Genomic DNA, 22151 nt, shown 5'->3' on the forward strand with positions numbered 1-22151 from the left:
GGAGCCTGCCGGCGCTCGCCCGGATCGGCTGGCTCAGTTCCTCGAGGATTTGCCGTTCTTCTGCGGCCTGACTCTATTACCTGGCCAGGCGCGACCGGATCAGGCCTGATTGTCGGCAGTTGCGGCTTCGAGCATCACGTGAGTCCGGTCGCAACTTGGACGGGTCAGCGCCTGCTCGGCGATGCCCCTTGAAGCACGCAGCGGCCCATTCGCTGAGCGGATGCCGGCGGCGCCGGATCATGCCGCGGAGGGCTTCGATCATCGCCCCTCTGGTCTGCACGGTGAGTCTGGCCTCGCAGTTCACGCACGATGGATGGGGCCGTCAGTGACGTCCCCATCCATTCGACGACTAGCGAGTGAGGCGACCGATGACCCGGTCGGCGATCGGGTCAAGGCGTGGCTGCGTTAGTCCGTGCCCCTTGTCCTTTCGTCCCTTCTACAGGCCTCCAGGCGGTTTCGTCGGCGGTGTTGAGGTGATCGATGATCCCGTTGGCGACCGCGTCGAGTAGCGGCTGCGGCAGATCGTGCCCCATGCCTTGGACGCCCTTTTCCGGGTCTCCGAGCCACTGGGCCCCAGGGATCGCCTTGCGGGTGGCCTTGCCGCCGGAAATGTGGATGAGCGCGTCCTCGTTGCCGTGGATGACCAGGGTCGGCAGGGTCAGACCATTGAGCTCCTTCGTGCGATCGCCTGCGAGCAGGATCGCGCCGACTTGACGTGCGCCGCCGCCGGGGTGGGCCGGAGCACCGTTCGAATCGAGCGAACGCTTGTAAGCCGCCTCGGCAAGCGCTCGACGACGTGGGGCCTCTTCGCCGGCATGCGTTTTCGAGCCGATGAGAGCGTATAGCGCCGCGATATGATTGATCGCGCCCTCCTGGTCTGACGGCGGCTCCTTGATCAACTCGCCGATGACGCCGGGCTGCGCATATCCGACCCAGATGTTGCCGGTAGTGCTCATGATCGAGCATAGGCTGCGCGCCCGCTCGGGACAGTTGATCACCAGCCTTTGCGCGATCATGGCGCCCATCGAAGCGCCGACGATATGGGCGCTGTCGATCCCAAGGTGTTTCAGCAACTGGATGGCGTCATTGGCCATGTCCACAAGGCGATAGCCGTCGGCGGGCGGCTCCCCTGTCCGCCATCGGGTCAGGCCGCTGTCGCGGTTGTCGAAGCGGATGACCAGATACTCCTCTTTCAGCTTGTCGACGAGTTGCTGCGGCCAATGAATGAGCTGGGAATTCAGGCCCATGATCAACAGCACGGGCGGATGCGATGGGTCGCCTTCAACCCGATAGCACAGTTTTACGTCATCGATCTCAACGAATAAGTCTTCGGATTTCGCCGTCATGATTTTTCTCCGTTGCGGGGTTCGTGGATGAGTGTTTATGGATCGGGGGAGAACCATCCAACCTGTCTCGACTACGACCAACCTGGCGACTCGCTTCGCTCTGCAGATCGATCGGCCGCGCTCAAGCCGCCTTGAACTGGCGGCAACGCGGTAGTCAGAGGCGCGAGTCGACTGCCCAAGCCCTTGTCGACGCGGCTTATGGACAGGTGCCGTTGGATATACCGGCCATTCGAATCCGATTCCGAGACGGCGTAGTCGGAGTCCGGCTTCATCACCGAATCTAACTAACAAGCACGAAATCTAACGGGGAACCAAGGGCCTCGCCGGATCTCATTGCGTTCACTCATTGTGTGACGGGTCGCGTCCGCCGAATGAGTCCCAAGCGTAGATGTTGCGACGGCTGCGGTGACCCGTCGCACATAAAGGACATACATCACCGACAGCAATGACACTTCGAGCACTCGCACTTTCGCGAGCCTTGCTGCAGGCGACCGACCGGTAGTCGGGACCGCGCCAACCGGCCGGAACCCGATTGGACCGACGTGCGCCTCCGGCTTCCGCCGGCTTCTGGCAATGTAGCCTTCGCACTGATCTGCGCGATGCGACCATGAGGACGATCGACAACGGTTCCAGCGGCGAACCGACAGGGATATCGAAGGGCAAGCACTGGATGCAGATAGCCGAATGCTCCATGGAAAAAAATCGACGCCCGCGCTCGCAGGGACACAGGAGGGCACCGCGGCGTTATAGGTGCGGTCTTGTGCGTTTCTGTAAACCATCTTCCATGGGGCGCTCTGTCTGCATCAAACGACACCCGGCATGCGACGCTCCTATACCGCTGTTCATAAATCGGCTGGCCGATGTGCGCACTGGTTCTCGTTACGCCAGATAAGATCGGCTCTAAATGGGCTTCCTTGTGCCCGATATTTTGTGAGTACCGGCCTCTGGAGGCGGCCTTGAAAGAATCCCCGGCGGCATTGCTTGCTGCTCGCGGCTGTCTTATATCTGAGCTTATGCGCCCCTCGAACCGCCGCCCCAATGAGAATCCAACCGCGGAAAGGGTTAAATCGTCGGGCCTTTCTATTGTTCGACGCTTAGGTGTATAGGTGATGCTGCCTGGCATTACGCGAAACTCGCGGCCTTAGAAGGGGCGTTCAATGCGAGACGTAACAATCCAGAGTGTCGCGAGCCCTCCGGGGACCGATGCGAGATATCGAGCCGTCGTGCAGTCGGCTCTCGACGCGATCATCGTCATCGACGAACTCGGACAGATAACCGAGTTCAATCCAGCCGCCGAGCGCGTGTTCGGCTGGAGGCGCGAACAAGTCATCGGCCTTGAAGTCGCAGAAGTCATCATCCCGCCGGACGTGCGGGACAACCATCGGCGGGGCTTTCGTCGGCATTTGATGACCGGCACCTCGACCATCCTCGACCGGAGGTTGGAGCTTGTCGCGATTCGGGCAGGCGGCGAGAGGTTCCCCGTCGAACTGACAGTGACGCGGATCGATGGCGGCACGGTGGCCTACTTCACTGCCTTCATTCGCGACCTCACCGAGCAGAAGCGATTGCTTGCCGCGGAGGCCGACCATGCCAGATACGACATCGTAACCGGCTTGGTGCGCTATTCCGTTCTAGAGCCACAGATGATTCGGGCGGTCGAGAACGCAGGGGCGTTCGCCGCGGTGATCTTTATCGACCTGGATCGCTTCCATGGAATCAACGGCTCTCTGGGCCATAAGAACGGCGACGAGGTTCTGAGGGCCGTGGGCGTTCGCTTGCAATCGCTCGCGAGCGAACAGGTCGCTGTATGTCACTTCGCGAGCGATGAGTTCGTCGTCGTCCAGCAAGGCGGCGACGGGGCCGCGGCCGTACGCCTCGCCGAGAGCATTCGGAACCTGCTTACCTTGCCGTTCGAGGGCGATAGTTACCGCGTGTTATTGACCGCGACGATCGGCATAAGCTATGCCCCCGCGCATGGCGACATCGCACTGGATCTGATGCGCCGGGCCCAAGCTGCCGCGGAGCGCGGAAAGGTTCTGGGCCGCAACTGTGTTTGCCCATTCCAAACCGAGGACATGCAGGATATCGAGGACCGCATCGTAATGGGCGGCCTGTTACGCGAGGCCATCCAGGCCGGCGAACTGATGCTTCAGTACCAGCCTCAATTTTCCGCCTCGGATATGCGCCTGACCGGCTTCGAATCGCTGTTGCGTTGGAGCAGCCCGGTGCTCGGCGACGTCGCACCGGATAGATTCATACCTATCGCCGAAGGCTTGGGATTGATCCGGGAAATCGGTGACTGGGTGATACGCGAAGCCTGCCGCCAGGTCCGCCTCTGGCTGGACGCCGGCTATGGAGGATTCACGATCGCAGTCAACGTATCGCCGCAACAGCTGCGGCGCGCGGGCCTGCATCGTTCGGTCGACGAGGCATTGCGGGAGTTTCGGGTGCCCGGCCATATGCTCGAAATCGAACTGACGGAAAGCTCGGTACTGGAGAACCTGGTTCGAGTGAAAGATGAGCTTGGCAAGCTCAAGTCCCTGGGGGTCCTGCTGACGCTGGACGATTTCGGCACGGGTCATTCGAGCCTCGCCTATTTGAAGCATTTCGCCTGGGACAAGCTGAAGATCGACCAGAGCTTCGTGCGCGGACTGCCGCACGTCCTTCTGGACGCGTCGGTATCGCGTGCGATTCTGACCTTGGGCCGGGATCTGGGGCTGCGGGTGGCGGCCGAAGGCGTGGAAACCGCGAGTCAGGCCGAGTTCTTGCGCGACCTCGGATGCGACGAACTGCAGGGCTATCTGATGGGACAACCGGCGCCTGCCGACGCGGCTCAGGTTCATTTCAAGATCATCTGAGCCCGGAAGAAAGCCGTCGACTGAACTTAGAAGACGCCCTGGTAGCGAGCCGATTATTTCCGACGAACCCTCCAGGGGCCCGCGACCGGCCGGTGGTTTGCGTGCAGATACCGGCGGCAATCGCGCCCAAGTCACCGCTTGCCATGTCATGACGGGCGCCACTGGGGCTAGGTGGCGGTCGTAGCAGCGCAGCCGGTAAGGCGACGGGCCGAAACCGCCCCTGCGTCAAGACATGAGCAGGACTACGGATGCATGGAACGCATGACGTCCTGGCCGCGACTGCCGACGCCGGTCGATGTCGGCAGACTTGTTCTTTGGCCTGGCGGCGTGGCTTTTGGGCGAGGCCAAGGTGTCACACATACGCCTGCGAACCCATGCAGGAATATCGGCGTAGCCGCCGCCGTTCGCGGGACCGCCTCGCCCAGGCGGATGCTCGACGCCTGGGCAGCGCTGGTGCTTCTGTGCCGCCGCAGTCATGTTGCCGATGAAGGTGTCGAACAGGGCACCTCCCGACCCTGCGCTCGAGAGCGCGGTCGATCCTTGCCGAATATGCCGATTGGTTCCACCATCATTAGCCGCACGCTTTCGGAATGCGGCTGGCAGGCTCGGCGGATCGGAGCGGGTTTCTCGCCCGCCGATCGATTGCCTGAAAAGCGCGGCTGCACTGGATCGTCTTCCCGGGCGTAGTTGCTTTGCGAGGTGAGATCACGATGACCGGCCCCTGGCCTCCCGACGTCCGCTACCTGCAGCTGGCCGATCTGACCATCGATCTGCGTTTTCGCCGGCTGATCCACTCCGGGCACAGCGCGGACGTTCCGCAGCGAGTGTTCGATCTGCTGGTGTTGTTCCTGGCCGAACCCGACAAGCTGCACACGCGCACCGAGTTGTTCGAACGCCTGTGGCCGGGACTGATCGTCGAAGACACCAACCTGTCGCAGACGGTATGGCTGTTGCGCAAGGCGCTGGGCGAGGAGCGCAAGTCGTGGATCCGCACCGTGGCCAAGAGCGGCTACGTCTTTCAGGCGCCCGAGCCGGTACGTTCGGTCAGTGAACCGCCAACGGCGGCGATGCCTGCGGAACCGGCGGCCGAGCAGCCCGCGGAATCGGAATCGACTCCCGCGCAGGTCGACGCGCCAGCGCCCTCGCTCGAAGCGGCCAGGCCGACGCGCAGTGCGTGGTCGCGCCACCGTGTTCGGCTGCTGGCACTGGCGGCAATCGGCCTGGTCGCGATCGCAAGCGCATGGTTTTTCAATCAGCGCACCTCGCCTGCCGAGCCGCAACTCACCGTAGCCTTGGTCACGATAAAAGACGATGGCCGCGCGGCTCGCTGGCCGGCTGAACTGCTCGAACAATGGCTCGGTTGGAAGTTGGCCAGCCTGCCCGGCATCAATCTGCTCGACGAAGCGCAACTGGCCGCCGGCGCGCCGGGTTCGGTGAAAGTGCTGTTCCTGTCGTCGGCCACCTCGCCAGGCGACCCCGCAAAGATCAAGGTCCATGTCCGTTTGAGAGACCGCGGCAAGGAGCAACGGCTCGAAGTCGAAGGTCATCGGTCGGACCTGCCGGCCTTGGTCGATTCCTTGTCCCGCCAGATCGTGACGCGCCTGCAACCTGCTTACGCCGAGCCCTGGCCGGCCCTCGAGCTCAGCGCCGATGCCGCCGAGCGTTACGTGCAGGCAGCGCAGGCGTTCAAGCACGGCGATTGGAGCGCGGCGGTGCATCTGGGCGAGGACGTGATCGCCCGCGCTCCGCGTTTCGGCCTGGCGCGCATGCAGCTGGCGCTGGCACAGGCTCGTCTCGCCCAAACCACAGCGGCCAAGGTGCAAATGGACCAGGCCGTGAAGTTGCTGGCCGGATCGCCGCCGCCGGTCATCGAACTGCTGCAGGCTCAACGCCTGGCGATCGACCCGGCCCGCGGTCCCGAGGCTCTGGCGGCGTACGCCAAGTTGGCCGATCGCTCCCCCGAGACGGTGTCTCTGCAGCTTGAGTATGCGTGGCAGCTCATCAGAGCCGGCGAACCGCAACGAGCGCTGGAGCGACTGGCGGATCCCCCGGTCAACAACGACACCACCTGCATTTGCGTCGGCAAATGGTTGCTGCGGGCGAACGCTTACGCTGTGCTCAGCGATCCGGTGCGCATGCGCGCGGCCGCCAAGGAGGCAGTGGAGCTTGCGCGAAAGGCCGGTCCGGCATGGAATCTGGAGCAGGCCGATGCGCTCATGGTGCTGGCAAGCGCGAATGCCGGGCAGTTCCCCGAGCGCGGCACGCCGCCCGAATTCGAGCAAGCCGCGGTTCTGTACGAGAAGGGAGGCAACGCCACCGGCGCCTTGGAAGCGCGCGTGCTGGCGCGGCTATCCGCCCCGTTGCCGGCCGATGGCGCCGACCCGGCTTTGGAGGCATTGCTCGCACGCGCCAACGCCGCCGGCTACCGCGGCCTGGAGATCCATATCCTGATCGCCAGCGCGAATCAACATGCGCGGGCCGGCGATATCGCCGGTTATCGGTCGCGGCTGACCCAGGCGGCGGCGATCGCCAGCGCCACCGGCGATCTGATGCCGCTGACCGACTTGAATCTATGGTTGATGGCCGACGATTTGCTCAGCGCCCGCCTGAGCAGCGCTTCGGCGCGATTCAAGCAGCTCTCCGAGATGAAACTGCCCAGCGCGCAGCGCATGTCTTCCAGCCTGTACGCTGCGGACATGAGCCTGGTGCGTGGCGAGTACGCGCAGGCCTTGAAAATCATCGACCGCGCCGAAGGTATCTTTCCGCCGACTCCCGCCGGGCAGCCCGACTCGGAGATGCTCACCACATTGATCTGTATGCGCTCGCAGGCCTTGTTGAGCATGGGGGAACCGGCCAAAGCGCGCGCGAACATAGACCGATGCGCAAAAGGCGACCGAGAGAGTTTGCGCCACCTGGGATTGAGCCTTCGCAGCCAAGTCGAAATGCTCGCCGGCGACCGCCCCCAGGCCAAGGCCTTATTGGAGCAAGCTGAGCAGGCACTGCCCTCGAGCGCAACCGATCGATGGGTCGCGTCCTTGGAAGACGCCCGGTTGGCGACGCGTCTGGGCGAGCTCGACCGCTCGCAACGGCTCTACACGCAAGTGCTGCAGCCGATCCGGTCCGCGGGTTATGCCTTGTTGCTCGCCAGAGCCCTGGCCGGCCAGGCCGAGAACGCCACGGCGCGCGGCGATTGGGCGAGCAGCCGCGAACTCGTCGCGAGCGCGCGCCGCCTGATACCGAACGATGCCTGGGACGTGGTCGCCCGGCTCGATCTGCTCGAAGCGGCCGATGCGCTCGAACGCGGCGACCGCGCCAAGGCGTCGGCCCTGGGCAGCGTCTTGCATCGTGAGGCACGAAGCCGGGGCGACGCGGTCCTGGAACTCGAGCTGCATGGAATATTCGCAGCCGGATCGTTATCCGGCGACTGCAGCCCGGCCGAGCGCGAAGCCCTGGTCGCGCGGACCGGCATGCGCGGCGTCGATGCGAGTTGGCTCAATCTTCAATCCGCGGTTCTGGACGGCGGCAGCATCAAGACGACCATACCGGCAGGCGCCAGCTCGGACTGATTCGAGACGGTTTGAATCGGCAAAAGAGCCGACTCCAGGTCCGCTGGGCGAGCCGATTTCCAGCCCTGCCCCCCGGCTCGTCCGCACGCCCCTCCGAAAGCCCGATCCTGGCGGCCTTCCACGAATGTGTTCGGTTCTTGGCGCTTAACACGATCGCGCACCCGGCCTCTCGCCCGAGCGCGCAAGTGCGCGGGCTTATCGCGATAAACATCACAAACGTACAGATGCCATGACGACAGCCACTACGACGGCATGACGACGCATGGCATCAACATCCGGTCCGATCTGCCAGCAGTCCGGGTGGAGCCCGCTGAGGTTCCGCCCGCCGGCCGTCGTGGCCAGAGCGGACCGGTCGCGTTGCCTGCGATCGCCGCCGACTACTTTCACACCGTCATCGTCCAGGAAATTGCGCAGTGGCTATCGACTCTCGTAACTCATCGTCCCGGTGCAGGCGCGTAACGCGCATGCTGCCGGTCTTGTTCTTAAGCGGGTCGATCGTCGCCCCGGCCATCGCGGCGCAGCCGCGCATCGGCGGCGAAGGCCAGGCCCATGCGGGCTTGATGTGGCCGAGCGAGCCGCCGGCGAACTATTGCCAGGCGGGCGTCATGCCGAGCGGCCCGGCGATGCCGCCGCAAGGCGCGATCGTAGTCCCGGCCGGCGACAACAGCGGTTTCGATTTCAGGCGCGCCGGCGTGACCTTCTGGTTCGAGCCGGGCGTGCATACCCTCGGCACGGACAAGTACAGCCAGATCATCGCCCAGGACGGCAACACCTATCTGGGCGGGCCCGGCGCGATCATCGACGGCCAGAACCGCAACCATTACGCCTTCACCAACACGGCGCAGAACGTCGTGGTGCGTTACCTGACCATCCGCAACTTCGGGCGCTACAGCGACGACCCGACGGAAGACTACGGCAACTTCGACCAGGGCGTGGTCAACCACGACGCCGGCGACCACTGGACGATCGAGTACAACACCATCGCCAACAATCGCGGCGCGGGCGTGTTCCTCGGCAGCCACAACAAGGTCAGCTTCAACTGCCTGAAGGACAACGGCCAGTACGGCTTCAGCATGTACAAAAAGCCGCTGCAGAGCGAGGGCCCGCCGACGCCCGAGCAACCGGCGCCGGGCCGCTCGGCCATCGTCGATATCGAGCTGAGCCACAACGAGATCGCCGGCAACAATGTCGACGACTGGGAAGCCAGCACCAAGTGCGGCTGCACCGGCGGCGGAAAGTTCTGGGACGTGCGCGGCGCGAAGATCGTCGGCAACTACGTCCACGACAACCGCGGCACCGGCCTGTGGGCCGACACCAACAACATCGACTTCCTGTTCGAGAACAACTACATCCGCGACAACGCCGGCGTCGGCATCTGGTACGAGATCAGCTACAACGCCACCATCCGCGCCAACACCTTCATCAACAACGGCTGGACCTCGGGCAGCTCCGACCTCGGCGCGCCGGCGCCGGCGATCTATCTGTCCGAATCCGGCGGCGACAGCCGCCTGCCCAAGGACGTCAGCGGTTCGGACCTGCTGCGCATCTACGACAACTACTTCGAGAACAATTTCTCCGGGGTGTCGATCTACGAAAGCTCCAATCGCTTCTGCAACTCCAACGGCAACACCAGCCAGGTGTACTGCACGCCCTTCGTCCACCCGGCGCTGATCGTGCGTCCGGATCCGAAGAATCCGAGCAAGTACCCCGATCCGGTCAGTCATCTGCACCCCTGCTACACCCAGATCAACGGCGATGCGGCCTTGCAACGCGACTGCCGCTGGCACGCCAAGAACATCGAGGTGACCGGAAACGAGTTCTACTTCGACCCGGCGGTGGTGCCGTGCGGCAGTTCCAGCTTCTGCGGCGCGCAGGCGCTGTACGCCACCGGCGACAACAACCTGAGCTGGTCGCCGTACACCGTGCAGCAGGTGCAGAACGATGTGATGTTCGACAACAACAACCGCTTCGCCAACAACCACTACTACGGCCCCTGGCGTTTCGCCAAGCGTTACGGCGAGACGATGAGTTTCAAGAGCTGGCAGGCCGCGCCCTATCTGCAGGACGCCGGCAGCACCACCGACGGCTCGTCGTTCAACCTGCTCGATCCGCAAACCTCCGGCCTGGAAGCATCGGCCGGTCTGTGGACCGCGTGGTACGGCAGCCGCATCGCCCGCGCCGATGTCGGCCACGGCGGCGCGCACAGCCTGCAGGTGGTGGCCGAGGACAGCTATTGGGGCGTGGCCCTCGCCAATCACCCCGGTTACCTGTCCGACAACGCCGCCAAGCGCCTGAGTTTTTGGGTCAAGCGCGTCGCCGGCACCCCGCCGCTGCCCGCCAACGCGCGCATGCGCCTGCGCTGGCTCAAAGAGGACGGCACGCCGGCGACCGGCGATGAAGAAACCTCGTTCAGCGACGTATCGCTGGGCGCGGCCGGCGACGAGTGGACCCAGGTGGTCGCCGATGTGCAACCGCCCGCGCTGACCGCGAGCGTGTGGGTGCTGTTGGTGGGCTCGGGCGGCTCGGCCAATCACAACGCCGGCTTCTACCTCGACGACATCGTGTTGCAGGACGCGCCGCAGTAAGTACAGCGCACGACGTGCCGCGAACGATGCGTTCGCGGCCCGTTGACTGCGCCCACACACCGTTCCGACGAGTCGCTCCATGCAGCCGCCCGACTGACCATCGCGCTGAAACCCGCTCGCTTACTGCTTCGGGGCGATCTCGCCTTGCCCACGATGCGGCGCGGGTTCCGAGCATGACGGCCCGACTGTCGGCAGGTCCGCTGCGTTGAGGTCCATCCCGGCACGCACGACGCGACCATGCCGTGCGTATTCCAGGACATGCCGGAACGTCCAGAGAGCGGTCGGCCCCGCCATGTGTGACATGGTTCATGTGTGACATCTTCGGCGCGATGTGCCCCGCGCATGAGGGCGATAGCGTTTGAGCCTTCAACCGCCGGTATGCACCGTGCGGTTCAGACCGTTGAAGTCCGATGCGGCCGAGTCCATCCGCGCAGCGGCGATGCTATGGTTCGATTTCGCCATAGAAGCCAGGCGTCCGGAATCCGCTTGGGCCTGATCGATACGGTTATGTATGGCCAGATTTTCTCACGCATTCATCGTTTTCCTCTCACTGACGGTCCCGCAAGTCGCGGTGGCTTATCAGGCCTCAGCGAGCGCTGTTCCGCCCGGTGGCTATAGCATTCCGCCCGGGGCCTTGGACGATGCGCTCAATGCCTTCGCCTCTCGCAAAGACGTGCAGCTGATCTATTCGCCCGCCTTGGTGGCCAAGCGGCGCAGCGCAGGCCTCAGAGGCCAGCCCGGAGTTCGTGAGGGCCTGGCTCGATTACTGGAAGGGACCGGCCTCACCGCAGTCGCGGTAAAAGCCAATGTTTACTTGCTTCAGCCCACACCGCGCCCGCGGACCGAGGCGAGGCCGACAGCGCCGAAGGCGACCTCCTCGCCGAGGTCTCCGACCCAGTTGGACACGGTCCACGTCACCGGAAGCCGGATCAAGCGCGCGGGGCTTGAGAGCGCACTGCCTTTGACGCTGATCACGCAGGAGCAGATTCGCGCCAGCGGCCATCAGACCTTGTTCGATGTGCTGCGCCTGATGCCGGGCATGACCGGTCACCATCCCCGCAATATCGCCAGCGAGGGCGGCAACAGCCAGGTGCCGACGGCAGCCGCGGCTTCGGCCAGTTTGTACTCGCTGGGCCCGCGCGCGACTTTGTTCCTCGTCGACGGGCGACGCATGGCCAACTACGGCCTGGTCTCGACCGATATGGGCGCGTTGACCGACCTCAACGGCATTCCCTTGAGCATGGTCGATCACATCGAGATCGCTCGTGGTGGAGCGTCGGCCATCTATGGCGCCGACGCGATGGCCGGCGTAGTCAACATCATCCTGAAGAAGGACTACCGCGGCGCCGAGGTCGGCGGCAATTTTGGCGTGTCCCAGCGCGGCGATGCCGAGCAGCAACGCGCGTACGCCAGCTTCGGCGCGCAGACGCGCAGCGGCGGCAACGTTTTCGTCAGCGTCGATCACTTCACCCGTAATCCGCTGATCGGCAGCCAGCGCCCATGGGGCACGCTCGATCGACGGCGATTCGGCGGGGCCGATCGGCGGATCGCACTGGGCTTCCTGCAGGACGACGGCAGCGTGCTCCCGATTGCGGGCTGCCGCAATCGCGATCCCACGCCATCCGGCGTGGAGTGCGGTTTCGACGCTCCGCGCTACAGCAGTCTGCAACCGGGTATCGCCAGCAATGCCTTGTACGCCCACCTGCGTCAGCCGGTCAGCGAGAACCTCGAGGCCTACGCCGACCTGCGCCTGTCCCGGGTCGGGCTGGAACTGCGCAACGCTCCGAGCCATGGGGTGATGCCGCTGTCCGGGGATCACCCCGATAGCGAAGGAGCGCGCGACTATTCGTTCTTGAATTATTGGTTTTCCGACGTGGGGCCGATCGGCAATCGAGTCGTTACCACCAACAAGGACTACACCATCGGCATAAACGGCTACCGCCGAACTTGGGCCTGGGATCTGAGTCTGTCGCGCCGCGACAACGAGGTCGCCAATCGCATCAATGGCTTGATCTGCCTGTCGGCTCTCGGATCGGCCGTCGACGATCGAAGCTATCGTTTCAATCGGGTAGACAGCAATTCCGATGCCGTGCTCGCCAAGCTGTCGCCTCCCATCGTATTGGGCGGGAAGATGTCGCTGGAAACCTTGTCCGGCAGCGTGGACGGGCCGCTATTCGCATTACCCGCCGGCGACGTCCAGGTCGCGGCCGGATTCGAAGCCCGTCACGAGCACCTGAGCAACCGGCCGGACCCCTTGCTGACGAAAGGCGATATCGCGCTGGCCATGGACTTCCAGGGCCGAAGCGACCACCGCGATGCAGCCGCGGTCTATGCCGAGCTCAAGGCGCCGCTGCACGATAAACTCTCGATGGACGCGGCCTGGCGTTTGGATCGCAACCGGGGCTACGGCGATCAGATCTCCCCCATGTTCGGTCTGCGTTGGCAAGCTTTGCGGTCGCTGAGTCTGCGCGCTTCGGTTGGCGAGGGTTATCGTGCGCCTACATTGGCCGAGTTGCGTGGCCCGCTGCTGATCAAACAACAGACGACGTCCTACGTCCCCGCCGACGATTCGACCCGGCCCTGCCGTGACGAGTTCGACGACTATTGCGCCGTCGATCTGCGCGCACGAGTCAACCCGAGGCTGAAGCCGGAAACATCGACCAACCGCAATCTCGGTTTGACCTGGACCCCCAGCGAAGACTTCTCGCTGACCGGCAGTCACTATCGCATCCGGCGCAGGAACGAAATTCTGCCGATCAATGCACTCGGTCTCGACGAACTGTCACCGGAAGCCTTGATTCGCGACGAGAACGGCGAGCTGATCGCCGTCGCCAGCTATCTCGATAATGTCGGCAGCACCGAAGTGCGGGGCTGGGAGATCGAGGCCGAGTACAGCCACCGGACGCAGCACTGGGGCGACCTCAATTTCAGCCTGAGCGGCCACTACACGCATCGCCTGCTCCGGCGGCACCGTCCGTCCGAACCGATCGAAGACCATGCCGGCATCGAAATGCCCAGCCGAAGCGCGCTGGGCGATGTTCGCTGGAGCTATCGCGATTGGATCGTAACGCTCAATCTGTACTACATAGGGCCAACGACGGTGTCCGTGCCGGGACCCAGCAGTACCTTCACTTACGGCAGTAACGTCGACCACATGCGCCGTGCGCCCAGCGCGACCCTGGCCGGCATCGATGTTGCTTACGGCGGCTTCAAACGTTGGCTGTTCAGCCTCAACATCAACAACCTTGGCGATCGCCATCCCGGCAACTACAACTACAGCAACGGCGGCTACACTGTTGCCGACAGCGACCCGATCGGACGCTACTACTCGGTTAGTGCGACACATCAGTTCTGAACCGAACACCCGCTTCCTGCGCCGAACTTTGCATTTCCGTATGCCGCGCAGGCTTGGCTCAACACCAAAGAGACGATAGACAAGGCCCGGTCTCGACGCGGTGGACTTCGGGACAAGCATTGCAAGAGCGCGTTCGCGTGCCGTAGCAAGATGGCGAAACGGCTCTTTCAATCCGTTCTCCGCTGTCGCCGCAGCACCACGGAAAGGCTTCTTGGCAGGGTTTTGGCGATAGCCCGTAATCGGCGATCGATCCCCGCCTAGCGAATGCGGCCCAAGGCCGTCCCCTCTCTACTGCCGGCGTTCTCCAGACCTGTCCTCGGCCGAGCGTTGTGCATGCATACGAATCAGCGACTTAACATTCGCTGGAGACGACCGCACTTGCCGTTGCCGGCTCCTGGCGTTATCAAGGCACTTCAATCGGATCATCGCGCCTTCAACATCGAAAGGATTCCAGTTTGAACGATCGGTATCGGCGCTCCGCACGGATCGCGGCGTTTTTCCTGGCGCTCATGGCGTGTATCGGCCAGGCCCAGGCGCAGTTCGGAGCGAGCGGAACCAGCGATCTGCCGCTGCACCTCGTATTCGGCCCCTGGATCGTCCTGCTCGGCGTACTGCCGGTAGCGGGCTGGTTGCGCCCGTCCTGGCGGCCGCGGCTTTGCAAAGCGGCGCGTCGTGCGGTGGCCGGCTATCTCTTCATCGAGTTCGTTCCGCTGCTGGTCTGCATGCTGGCGGCCGGCCTGTTCGATGTGTGGAAGAACGCCGCTTTGATGGTCTGGGCCCTGACGATGCTGGGCGTGATCTTTTCCGGACTGGTACTCCTGTTATTCGTATCGGTGGCGCTGATCCTGGATTGGGTGTTTTTCTGTCGATGCCGGGCGCAGGCCGACCAGCAACGCGAGTTGGCCCCATGACCCAACAAGGGCCGCTCGCAACCAGTCCGCCGCCGGTGGATGCCCGGCTGGCGAAACGCCATCGCCGCGCGCGCATCTGCGCGATCGTCTGCCTGATCCTGGTGTTGCTGCTGGCAGCCGCTTCAGTCGTCTCCCTAAGCACCGGGGTCTTCGGATGCTGGGGCGGCGCCTATGTGTTCCTTGCCTGCCTGGTGGTTCTCGGCGTCCCGGCGTTGATCCTGCTGCTGACGGTCGCCTACCTGAGAGCGTTCGAGTTGATCTGGCTGGGCGTCGCGATATGGCTGATCTATTTTGCGGTCGAGGTGGCCTCGCATATCCTTCCGCCGGTGTTTTGCAGCGGCTCCGGCTGAGGTCGCCGATTGCCGGCGGAACGTCGGCCCGCACCGAGCTTGAATAGTCCAACCGACCGAAGCCGCCCCGCGGCTCGGCTCAGCTCAATCAGGGTATCCGCCATCAAGATGAAGCCACACCCTGCCGCCGCGCTTTCAGCGTTGATCTTGCTCTGCCTTCTGTCCGCATGCGCATTCCCTGCCAGAGAGAAAGCCGCCGACCTGCCCGACTCGGAGCGAGAGATCGCCGAGAACTGCGCACTGGCCAAGGAACGGCGGAATCAGGCGGCCATCGACCACTGGTGCCGTGAGCAAGCGCAGGGGAAGTGATCGCGATGGCCGACAAGCCGACGCTGCTTCGCGGCTGGCGACGCCAGCGGTCTTCGTCGACATCCGCGTATGCTTACGCAGGCAGATTCGATGCGGTCGAGAACTGAGACCGGCCTGGGCTTCCCCCGCTACCGCAAGAGAAAAGGATTTTTCAGATGAGTACGCAAGCCGATACCCGCCAAGCGTCGATCCCGGCCCTGCTGATGGTCGCGGCCCTGTGCAGCGGACCGCTCATGGCTCGGAGCCCGGCGCCGCCACCGATTCCGCCTCCGCCGCCTGAGCCATCCGGAGTGGTGCTGGAGGCGCCACCGATGCCGATGGCGCCGCCGCCGGCGTCCTCGTTGCCGCTCAAAGGCCCGGTCGACGTCAACGACTATGTCGGTTACCCGGCGGTCCAGCCTAGGCATCATGTCGGCGACGCCATCAGGGTGTTCGCGCTCAAATCGACCTGGGCCAAACCGCCGGCCGCCAGCAGTTCTCAGGACGCGTCCAACGACCTGCTGACCATCATTCCGGCAGAGGTGGTCGCCGTGAAGCCGGACGGCAGCGTGCAGATCCAGGGCCTGCTGACGCTAGATGTCAGCGGCATGCAACAAACCTACCGGGTCTCGGGCCTGGTCCGTCGCGAAGACCTCGACATCGATAACGCGGTGGTTTCGAACCGGATCGCCGACGCCGGGCTGGAATTGGTCGACGACGGCGGCATGGACCCTTCGCGGGTTAAACGCTCGATCGAGAACATGTACAAGTTTCTGAGTCTGCAGCGGGCGCGATGACGGCTTTCATCCAGGCGCCGCAACACTAGCGGGAGGCGACCACGACCGGCGAGGTCTGCAGGCGATGGCGAACATGCTTGAATCGGCCCCTGTTGCCGCGCGCTCTTCGATTGCCGGAAGATTGGCCGAAGCAGTGCCGCTGGTTTCCGCATCACCGCCGAAGCACGAACCAGGAGCCGTCCGCATGATCGACTACGACCTCGAGCTGCAACGTCACAACGCCGTGTTGCGGCGCGCGTACGGCATCCTCGCTTCCGATCGGGTCCTCGACATCGGCTGCGGGACCGGGCAGACGACACGCGAAGCGGCGCAACTCGCGGCAACGGGGTCGGTGCTCGGCATCGACTGCTCGAATGAAATGATCGAGCGCGCACGGGAACTCACCCGTGCAGCAAGGCTCGGCAACGTCGAATACTCATGCGCCGACGCCGAACGACATGGGCTGCCGCGCGAATCCTTCGACGTGGCCATCAGCCGATTCGGCACGATGTTCTTCGAGCATCCGCTCGCGGCCTTCTCCAACATACGCAGCGCATTGCGTCCGGAGGGACGCCTCGTGATGATGGTGTGGCAGCAGCGCGATCGTAATGAATGGGCCACCGCCATCGAAAGCGCGTTCCCGCCCTATGATGCGGCAGCCACCGATTCCCTCGCCGCTCCACCAGCGTTCTCCCTGGGCGACCAGGGCTTCGTAGAACGCATTCTCGATGCCGCCGGCTTCGCCGCCCCGATGTTCGAAGAGGTGCATGAGCCCGTCTTCTACGGGACCGATGTCGATGCCGCCTTCGAGTTCGTCTCCGGATTTTCTACCGTGCAGGAGAAGGTCGCCCGCCTCGATACCCGGCCACGCGAACAGGCGCTCGATCGCCTCCGCTGTCTGTTGACCGAGCACCAACAGGCCGATGGCGTCTGGTTCGATTCGCGTGCCTGGATCGTGACCGCGCGGCGGGGATGACCCGCCCGGCGACATCGCGAGATCTGCATGCGTCATAGCATCGGTCTGCTACCGGGTGCGGACACGCCATACGACTGGGCCGTCACGCTCGGGGTCATCTCCCATTTTCCCGGCGACCTTTATGAAATCGTCATCGTGATTAGCGCCGGCGCCCCTATGCCTTGGTCGTGAACGGCAAGGCTTTATCCTCGCCCCCAACATTCGCCAACGACGGAAGCGATCGCTCGCTTCCGTCGTGGCGGTCATCGGCATCGCAAGGCGGTCGCGATCAGTGGGTGGGCACCGAGAACACCGTCTTCAGGAAGCCCGGCCAGGCCGACTCCTGCACATAGCGAATCGGGCGATCGGTATTGCTGACCTTATAGCCACCGCTGGAGTAGTCGGCGTTGAACTCCTTGGCGTTTTGCGGGAAGAACACCGCCAGACCGGTGTCGCCGTAGAACTTGTTGCCGATCTTGTTGCCGCTGCTGTAGTTCGCCTTGACCGCCAGCGCCAACGCGTCCTGCGCGTCCTGCACGGCGGCCTTGCTGTCGGCGTCGATGGCCTTGGTCTTGAGCGTGGCCAGCCACGCGCCGATGTCCACCCCATAGGACGTCTCGTACGGGGTCATCGCCTTGCGCGCATCGCGCGCGGCCTGCTTCTCGGCGGTGGTGGTCAGGCTTTCGGTCACCGCATCGAGCGCGTCGGCGACCAGGCCGGTCTTGCTCAGGTCGATCGAGGACAGCGTGGTATGGCCCGACGGCTTGTTGGTGTAGTAGGCCTTGTAGCTGTCGACCACCCACTTGCCCAGCGCCTGCGCTTCGGTCGTGGCCGGTTGCTTGGCCAGGTTGGCGAGGAAACCGTAATCCCAACCTTCGCCCGGCTCGAGCTCTTCGCTGCCGACCAGGAACTTGGCGCGGTCGCGCAGTTCGTAAGCCGGTTCGATCATCGCCATCAGGCAGGCATCGAAGGAGACGATGTCGAGCTTCTTGCTTCCCAGCGCGGTCTTGATCGCGTCGGCGACATCGGAGTTGTAGATGATGTTGCCGGTTTCGTCGTCCGAGGACACCGAGCGGTGGGTGTTCTTCGCCCCGGGCGCAACGCGGAAGCCTTGGCCGTGGTTCCAGATCACCAGCATCGTGCGCTTGGCCGGATACTTTTGCGTGCCCCACTTGATGAACTCGGCGAGCGTTTCCTTATCGCCCATGTCGGTGTTCAACTTGGACTTGCCCAAGTCCATCAGCGCGCCCGCGGCAGTCGGCTTGTCGCCCTTCTTGACCCGGAACCGCTTGACGCCGGTCCAGTTGCCGTTGCTGCTGTCGTAGCCTGCGATGCGGCCGTACTCGACCAGGATGTTGACCTTGTCGGAACTGCCGACTTTCGCCATCTGGTTCCAGTTGTGGACCGTGAACGGCTCCAGGTTGTTCTTGCCGTTCATGAACACCAGCACGTTCCACTCGGCCTCGGCGGCTTTGGCAACGGGTTTGCTCGGGACTTTCGCGGTTGCCGCGGCACTGCCGCAAGCGAACAACGCCGCGGCAAGCAGTGACTTGTTTAACAGCTTCATGGATTCGATTCCTGTGTGGGTAAGGTAAGCCGCGCGCACGGCGCGCTACGTTCGCGCGGCGAAAGCGAGTGCACTTTCGCTACAGGTAAAAGCGCAGGCAGGCGCATGTCTCCCCCGGCCACCCCAGCCGAATGCATGGCGATTTGTGTGATCCCTATAGAAGAACGCGGAGGGACACGACGACGACGGCCGCCTCGAGCGCATCGAGGACTCGCCTTGCGACGCGCGAGTGCTCAGAGAAATCCGTTCGCAACAAGACTGTTTATCGCAGATAGACGCCACACAATCCGTCGCTCCCAACCGCAGAGACGGACCATGAAACATTGGAATTCCTGGCTATGGCGATTTTCGGCGAAGTAGTGGCAACGTCCGCACTCAAGGCAAGCGACGGCTTCAGCAAGCTTGTTCCGTCGCTCGTGGTGGCCGCGGGATACGTGACGGCGTTCTACTTCCTGTCGCTTGCGCTGCGCTCGATTCCAGTGGGTATCGCCTACACCATCTGGGCCGGGCTCGGCGTGGTCCTCGTCACCGCGTTCTCGTGGATTTATTAAGGACAGAAGCTCGACCCTGGGGACAGTGGCCGGCATGGCTTTGATCGTGGCCGGAGTCGTCGTCATGAATCTGTTCTCCAAGACCATGTCGCACTGATGTGCGCGCCGATATGCACGGTCTGCGAATCGAATCCGGGCGCGGGCCTCTGGGCACCTTCACTTCGCATCGGCACGGAGCGCGGCCGGTGAACCGCCATGCATCCTGGGCGGCCATGACACAGGCGCCAGGTGCCGACCCGGTCTGACGCCCATTGCAGCGTAGCCGCGGGTATCGGCGGGAACGAATCGACGTAATTATCAGGCGCAGCGCGGGGTTACGGCGTTCCAGACAGCGACCTGCGCACGATCGTCGGCGAGGAGCCGCATCGCCGCTTGACCCGCGTCGTTCCCGGCATGGCCCGGTTTCGGCCTTGAGCGATGGCGGGCACTGCCTAGTATCGATCCGGCGCATCGGACGCGCATGGCGGCTTCGCAAGGAGCGAGTGGCCTGCCTGCCCCACAAACGCGCGGACAGGTTTTCGCTCCGCAGGCACTCGTGCACCGACGTCCTCGCCATGGCCGCGGGCGCGCATGCGCCGCGTCGGCAGGCACCCCATCGGTCTCAACCTACGAGGGAACAAGATGAAGATGCTTTTGAAAGTATTGGTGCTGGGCACTGCGCTGCAGGCCGCGGCGTGGTCGACGGGCGTCGGTCAGGCCCAGGCGCAGGCAGGCAACGGCCCGAGCAATCCGGACTATTCGTTCTGCGCCGAAGGCGAAATCGCCGTGGATTACCCGCCCTACTGCATCAACCCGAACGACCCGGGCACCGGGCCGGGCGGGCCGGGCTCGGGCGGAGAGTGCGTGCCGCCGCCTTGCGTGCCGGGCAAACCTTGCCTCGATCCCTGCCCTTCATTCGACCCCAATCAAACCGTACAAACCGTCTCGGCCTGACCGTCGATGGCGAGGCACGGCGGAAGCCCGCGCCTGCCCGTAGCGGAGCGTGTTTGCCTTGTCTGACTGCCACCCTGCCCCATCCCTCGGAGGATTCATGAAACGTCCCGTCCGCACCGCTCTGTTGATCGCAGCATCGCTTTCCGCACTGGCCTTCGGCGCTTCGGTCGCGCGCCCGCCGCCGACCGGTTCCGGCTGGATCGAATACAAGTACTACGACAGCTCCAACAACCTGGTCGGAGCCCGGTTGATCGACTGCACCGGCATCGTCTCGACCTTCGGTGTCTCGCAGGGCCGTGTCGAGGTCGAGCAAGGCCCCTGCTTCTGAAGCGCTCCCCTCGGACTGACGCGTTTCGATCGCTCATGCGATCGCGAACTGAAGTCTGAATCGTGCACGGAGCTTTCCCGCCAGTCGAGGAAGCTCCATCAGCGACGGCTGGGCCGCCCCGCCAGCCCAGCCGTCCATGTTCGGCCCTGGCTGAACTTGCGCCCTCGTGGGCGCCGCTCAGTCGCCGATGCCCCGCGGCAAGGCCAGCCCCGCTGAGCCCGCGACCACTTTGCGTACGCTGGAGACGGCGGCCGACGAAAGCGACCGCTGCGCCAGAAACGCGGGGGTCTGGCCGCCGATGTCGGTCAACGACAAATAGGTCAGTCGCGTCCCGGCACTGGTCGGGGTCATGGTCCACTCGCCGCGCGAGCGCAGCGCAATGCAGTCGGGTTTGGGTTTTCTGCCGACATAGTCGAGGGATACGAACTTCACCCGTATCTCTCCGTTGGCCAGGGCCTGCCGCTCGAAACGCATGGAGTAGCAGCGATCGCTGGTGACCGGCGTGCTGAGCACGTCGGACCAGATCGCCTGGTCCGGTCCGCGCTGGACGAAGCTGCGGCGGATGTTCTTGTTCTTCTCGTCGAGGTACTTGCCGAGCAGGTAATCCGCAATGGTTTGCGGCGAGGCTTTCAGCGAGGTGGTGACGCGAAGCTCGTCGAAACGTTCGCGGGGAAGGCTGCGGGCCTCCAGTCGGATGCCGTCCTTGTCGCTGACCGTCCGCCACGCCGGGGCCTGTGCGCCAAGATTCGCCGACCAGGCGATCGGCAAGAACGCAAGGCAGGCCAAGTACCGGGCCAGCCCCTCGCGGACGGCCGCGACCCGACGGGTCGCAAGCGTGTGGAACGAAACCATGACTCGTCTCCCCGGCACTGAGCCGTTCCGGGGATTCGATGCCCAGGCCATGACAGGATCAAGACAGGCGAGATCCGATCGGCCGAATCAGGCTAGCTCGCTTGCTCGGCCGCAGCCTAAGTGCCGCATTCGAGATCCGCCGCGCCCATGTGGTCGAATCCCTGCAGCGTGAGACAGGATTTTCCCTGCGCACAATCTTGAAGATCCACAGACATGACGTTCTCCGGCTTCGGGCCATCGATGCGCAGACCGAACATGGCCTCGACCTCGCGCGCGCTCACCTTTCGATCGAATGTCACGGACAGGTCCTGCAGCTCTCCGTGCTCCCATTCAAGGTCGACCTCACTGATCGGCGAAGGCAGGGACTTGGCAACGCTGAGCGGAAGTGCTGGCCCGACATTGTAATTAGTTGTAGCACCGAGACAGGCGTCACCCCAGTCCATGCGGTCGAAATCGGCCGCGCAGCCGTATGTTTTGTCTTGTATTCCGAAACGCTTTTCGAGCATGCAACCGAAATCGGTTGCCTTCATTCTCGGCCACGTCGCCAGTTCGGGCGGCACCAGCTTGATAACGAAGGGGTTTTTTGCGGGCAGGGCGGCGAAAACCACATCCGCGCAAGCAATCGTCAAGACAGCGATAAGCACTTTTTTCCGCACAGCTGACACTCTCCTTGTATTCGGATTTCAGCCTATCACGTGCCGATTCGCGAACTTGGACAGTGCAAGCGAGCCTCGATCCGGACACCGTCATCGGCATCCGCCATCCAGGCATTGCAGAACGATCATCTGCGCCGCACACGACAGGGCCGAGCCAGTGCCATGGACCTTATCGATCCCGGTCTCGCCCGCAGAGAGAAACTGCAGTGCAGTGGTTCGGTCGACAGCCGGGAGTGAAAGGGCGCGGTTCGTTCGAGCGGTCCGACGTGTGCGG

The 22151-nt window shown here is 63.8% G+C and carries 14 protein-coding genes and 1 pseudogene; 11 read left to right on the forward strand and 4 right to left on the reverse strand.

The genetic code is table 11. The features are described from left to right. Positions 1–389: 389 nt before the first annotated feature. Positions 390–1346, reverse strand: a complete 957-nt coding sequence (locus tag ACKN61_RS24260) for an alpha/beta fold hydrolase (RefSeq protein WP_408951617.1) — start codon at positions 1344–1346, stop codon at positions 390–392. A 1223-nt stretch (positions 1347–2569) separates the two neighbouring features. Here ACKN61_RS24260 and ACKN61_RS24265 point away from each other — a divergent pair. From ACKN61_RS24265 to ACKN61_RS24300, 8 genes are all read left to right on the forward strand, one after another. After that, on the forward strand, positions 2570–4204 hold the full coding sequence (locus ACKN61_RS24265; RefSeq protein ID WP_408951618.1) for a putative bifunctional diguanylate cyclase/phosphodiesterase: 1635 nt from the start codon (positions 2570–2572) through the stop codon (positions 4202–4204). A gap of 710 nt (positions 4205–4914) precedes the next feature. Beyond that, positions 4915–7770, forward strand: a complete 2856-nt coding sequence (locus ACKN61_RS24270; protein ID WP_408951619.1) for a winged helix-turn-helix domain-containing protein — start codon at positions 4915–4917, stop codon at positions 7768–7770. A gap of 464 nt (positions 7771–8234) precedes the next feature. Then, complete coding sequence (locus ACKN61_RS24275; RefSeq protein ID WP_408951620.1) at positions 8235–10355, forward strand: right-handed parallel beta-helix repeat-containing protein; 2121 nt, start codon at positions 8235–8237, stop codon at positions 10353–10355. A 634-nt stretch (positions 10356–10989) separates the two neighbouring features. Then, positions 10990–13710, forward strand: a complete 2721-nt coding sequence (locus ACKN61_RS24280) for a TonB-dependent receptor domain-containing protein (RefSeq protein ID WP_408951621.1) — start codon at positions 10990–10992, stop codon at positions 13708–13710. A 455-nt stretch (positions 13711–14165) separates the two neighbouring features. Then, positions 14166–14621: a hypothetical protein gene (locus ACKN61_RS24285; RefSeq protein ID WP_408951622.1), complete on the forward strand. Its 456-nt coding sequence runs from the start codon at positions 14166–14168 to the stop codon at positions 14619–14621. After that, a complete protein-coding gene (locus ACKN61_RS24290; protein ID WP_408951623.1) occupies positions 14618–14971 on the forward strand; it encodes a hypothetical protein in 354 nt (117 codons plus the stop codon). Before ACKN61_RS24285 ends, ACKN61_RS24290 begins: the two co-directional genes overlap by 4 nt. A 464-nt stretch (positions 14972–15435) precedes the next feature. Then, on the forward strand, positions 15436–16056 hold the full coding sequence (locus ACKN61_RS24295) for a flagellar basal body L-ring protein FlgH (RefSeq protein WP_408951624.1): 621 nt from the start codon (positions 15436–15438) through the stop codon (positions 16054–16056). Positions 16057–16240: 184 nt separating this feature from the next. Further along, complete coding sequence (locus tag ACKN61_RS24300; protein ID WP_408951625.1) at positions 16241–17011, forward strand: class I SAM-dependent methyltransferase; 771 nt, start codon at positions 16241–16243, stop codon at positions 17009–17011. A 268-nt stretch (positions 17012–17279) separates the two neighbouring features. Here the strand turns inward: ACKN61_RS24300 and ACKN61_RS24305 are convergent, their stop codons facing one another. Beyond that, on the reverse strand, positions 17280–18557 hold the full coding sequence (locus ACKN61_RS24305; RefSeq protein ID WP_408951626.1) for a clostripain-related cysteine peptidase: 1278 nt from the start codon (positions 18555–18557) through the stop codon (positions 17280–17282). A gap of 315 nt (positions 18558–18872) precedes the next feature. Here ACKN61_RS24305 and ACKN61_RS24310 point away from each other — a divergent pair. The 3 genes and pseudogenes from ACKN61_RS24310 (at position 18873) to ACKN61_RS24320 (ending at position 20369) form a co-directional block, all read left to right on the forward strand. Then, positions 18873–19205 (forward strand): annotated as a pseudogene (locus ACKN61_RS24310) (DMT family transporter). 524 nt (positions 19206–19729) lie between these two features. Continuing rightward, positions 19730–20041, forward strand: a complete 312-nt coding sequence (locus ACKN61_RS24315) for a hypothetical protein (protein WP_031370237.1) — start codon at positions 19730–19732, stop codon at positions 20039–20041. 97 nt (positions 20042–20138) lie between these two features. Beyond that, positions 20139–20369, forward strand: coding sequence for a DUF6289 family protein (locus ACKN61_RS24320; protein WP_031370238.1), 231 nt, complete (start codon positions 20139–20141; stop codon positions 20367–20369). A 177-nt stretch (positions 20370–20546) separates the two neighbouring features. Here the strand turns inward: ACKN61_RS24320 and ACKN61_RS24325 are convergent, their stop codons facing one another. Together ACKN61_RS24325 and ACKN61_RS24330 are read right to left on the reverse strand one after the other, a co-directional pair. Beyond that, entirely contained in the window at positions 20547–21221 is a 675-nt protein-coding gene (locus ACKN61_RS24325; protein WP_408951627.1) for a hypothetical protein, read from the reverse strand. Between the two features lie 116 nt (positions 21222–21337). Then, positions 21338–21877 carry a hypothetical protein gene (locus ACKN61_RS24330; RefSeq protein WP_408951628.1) on the reverse strand — a complete coding sequence of 180 codons (540 nt, stop codon included), beginning with the start codon at positions 21875–21877 and terminating at the stop codon, positions 21338–21340. Between the last annotated feature and the right edge of the window lie 274 nt (positions 21878–22151).

The organism is Lysobacter sp. Hz25 (assembly GCF_046097045.1).
Classification (GTDB): Bacteria; Pseudomonadota; Gammaproteobacteria; order Xanthomonadales; family Xanthomonadaceae; genus Lysobacter; species Lysobacter antibioticus_B.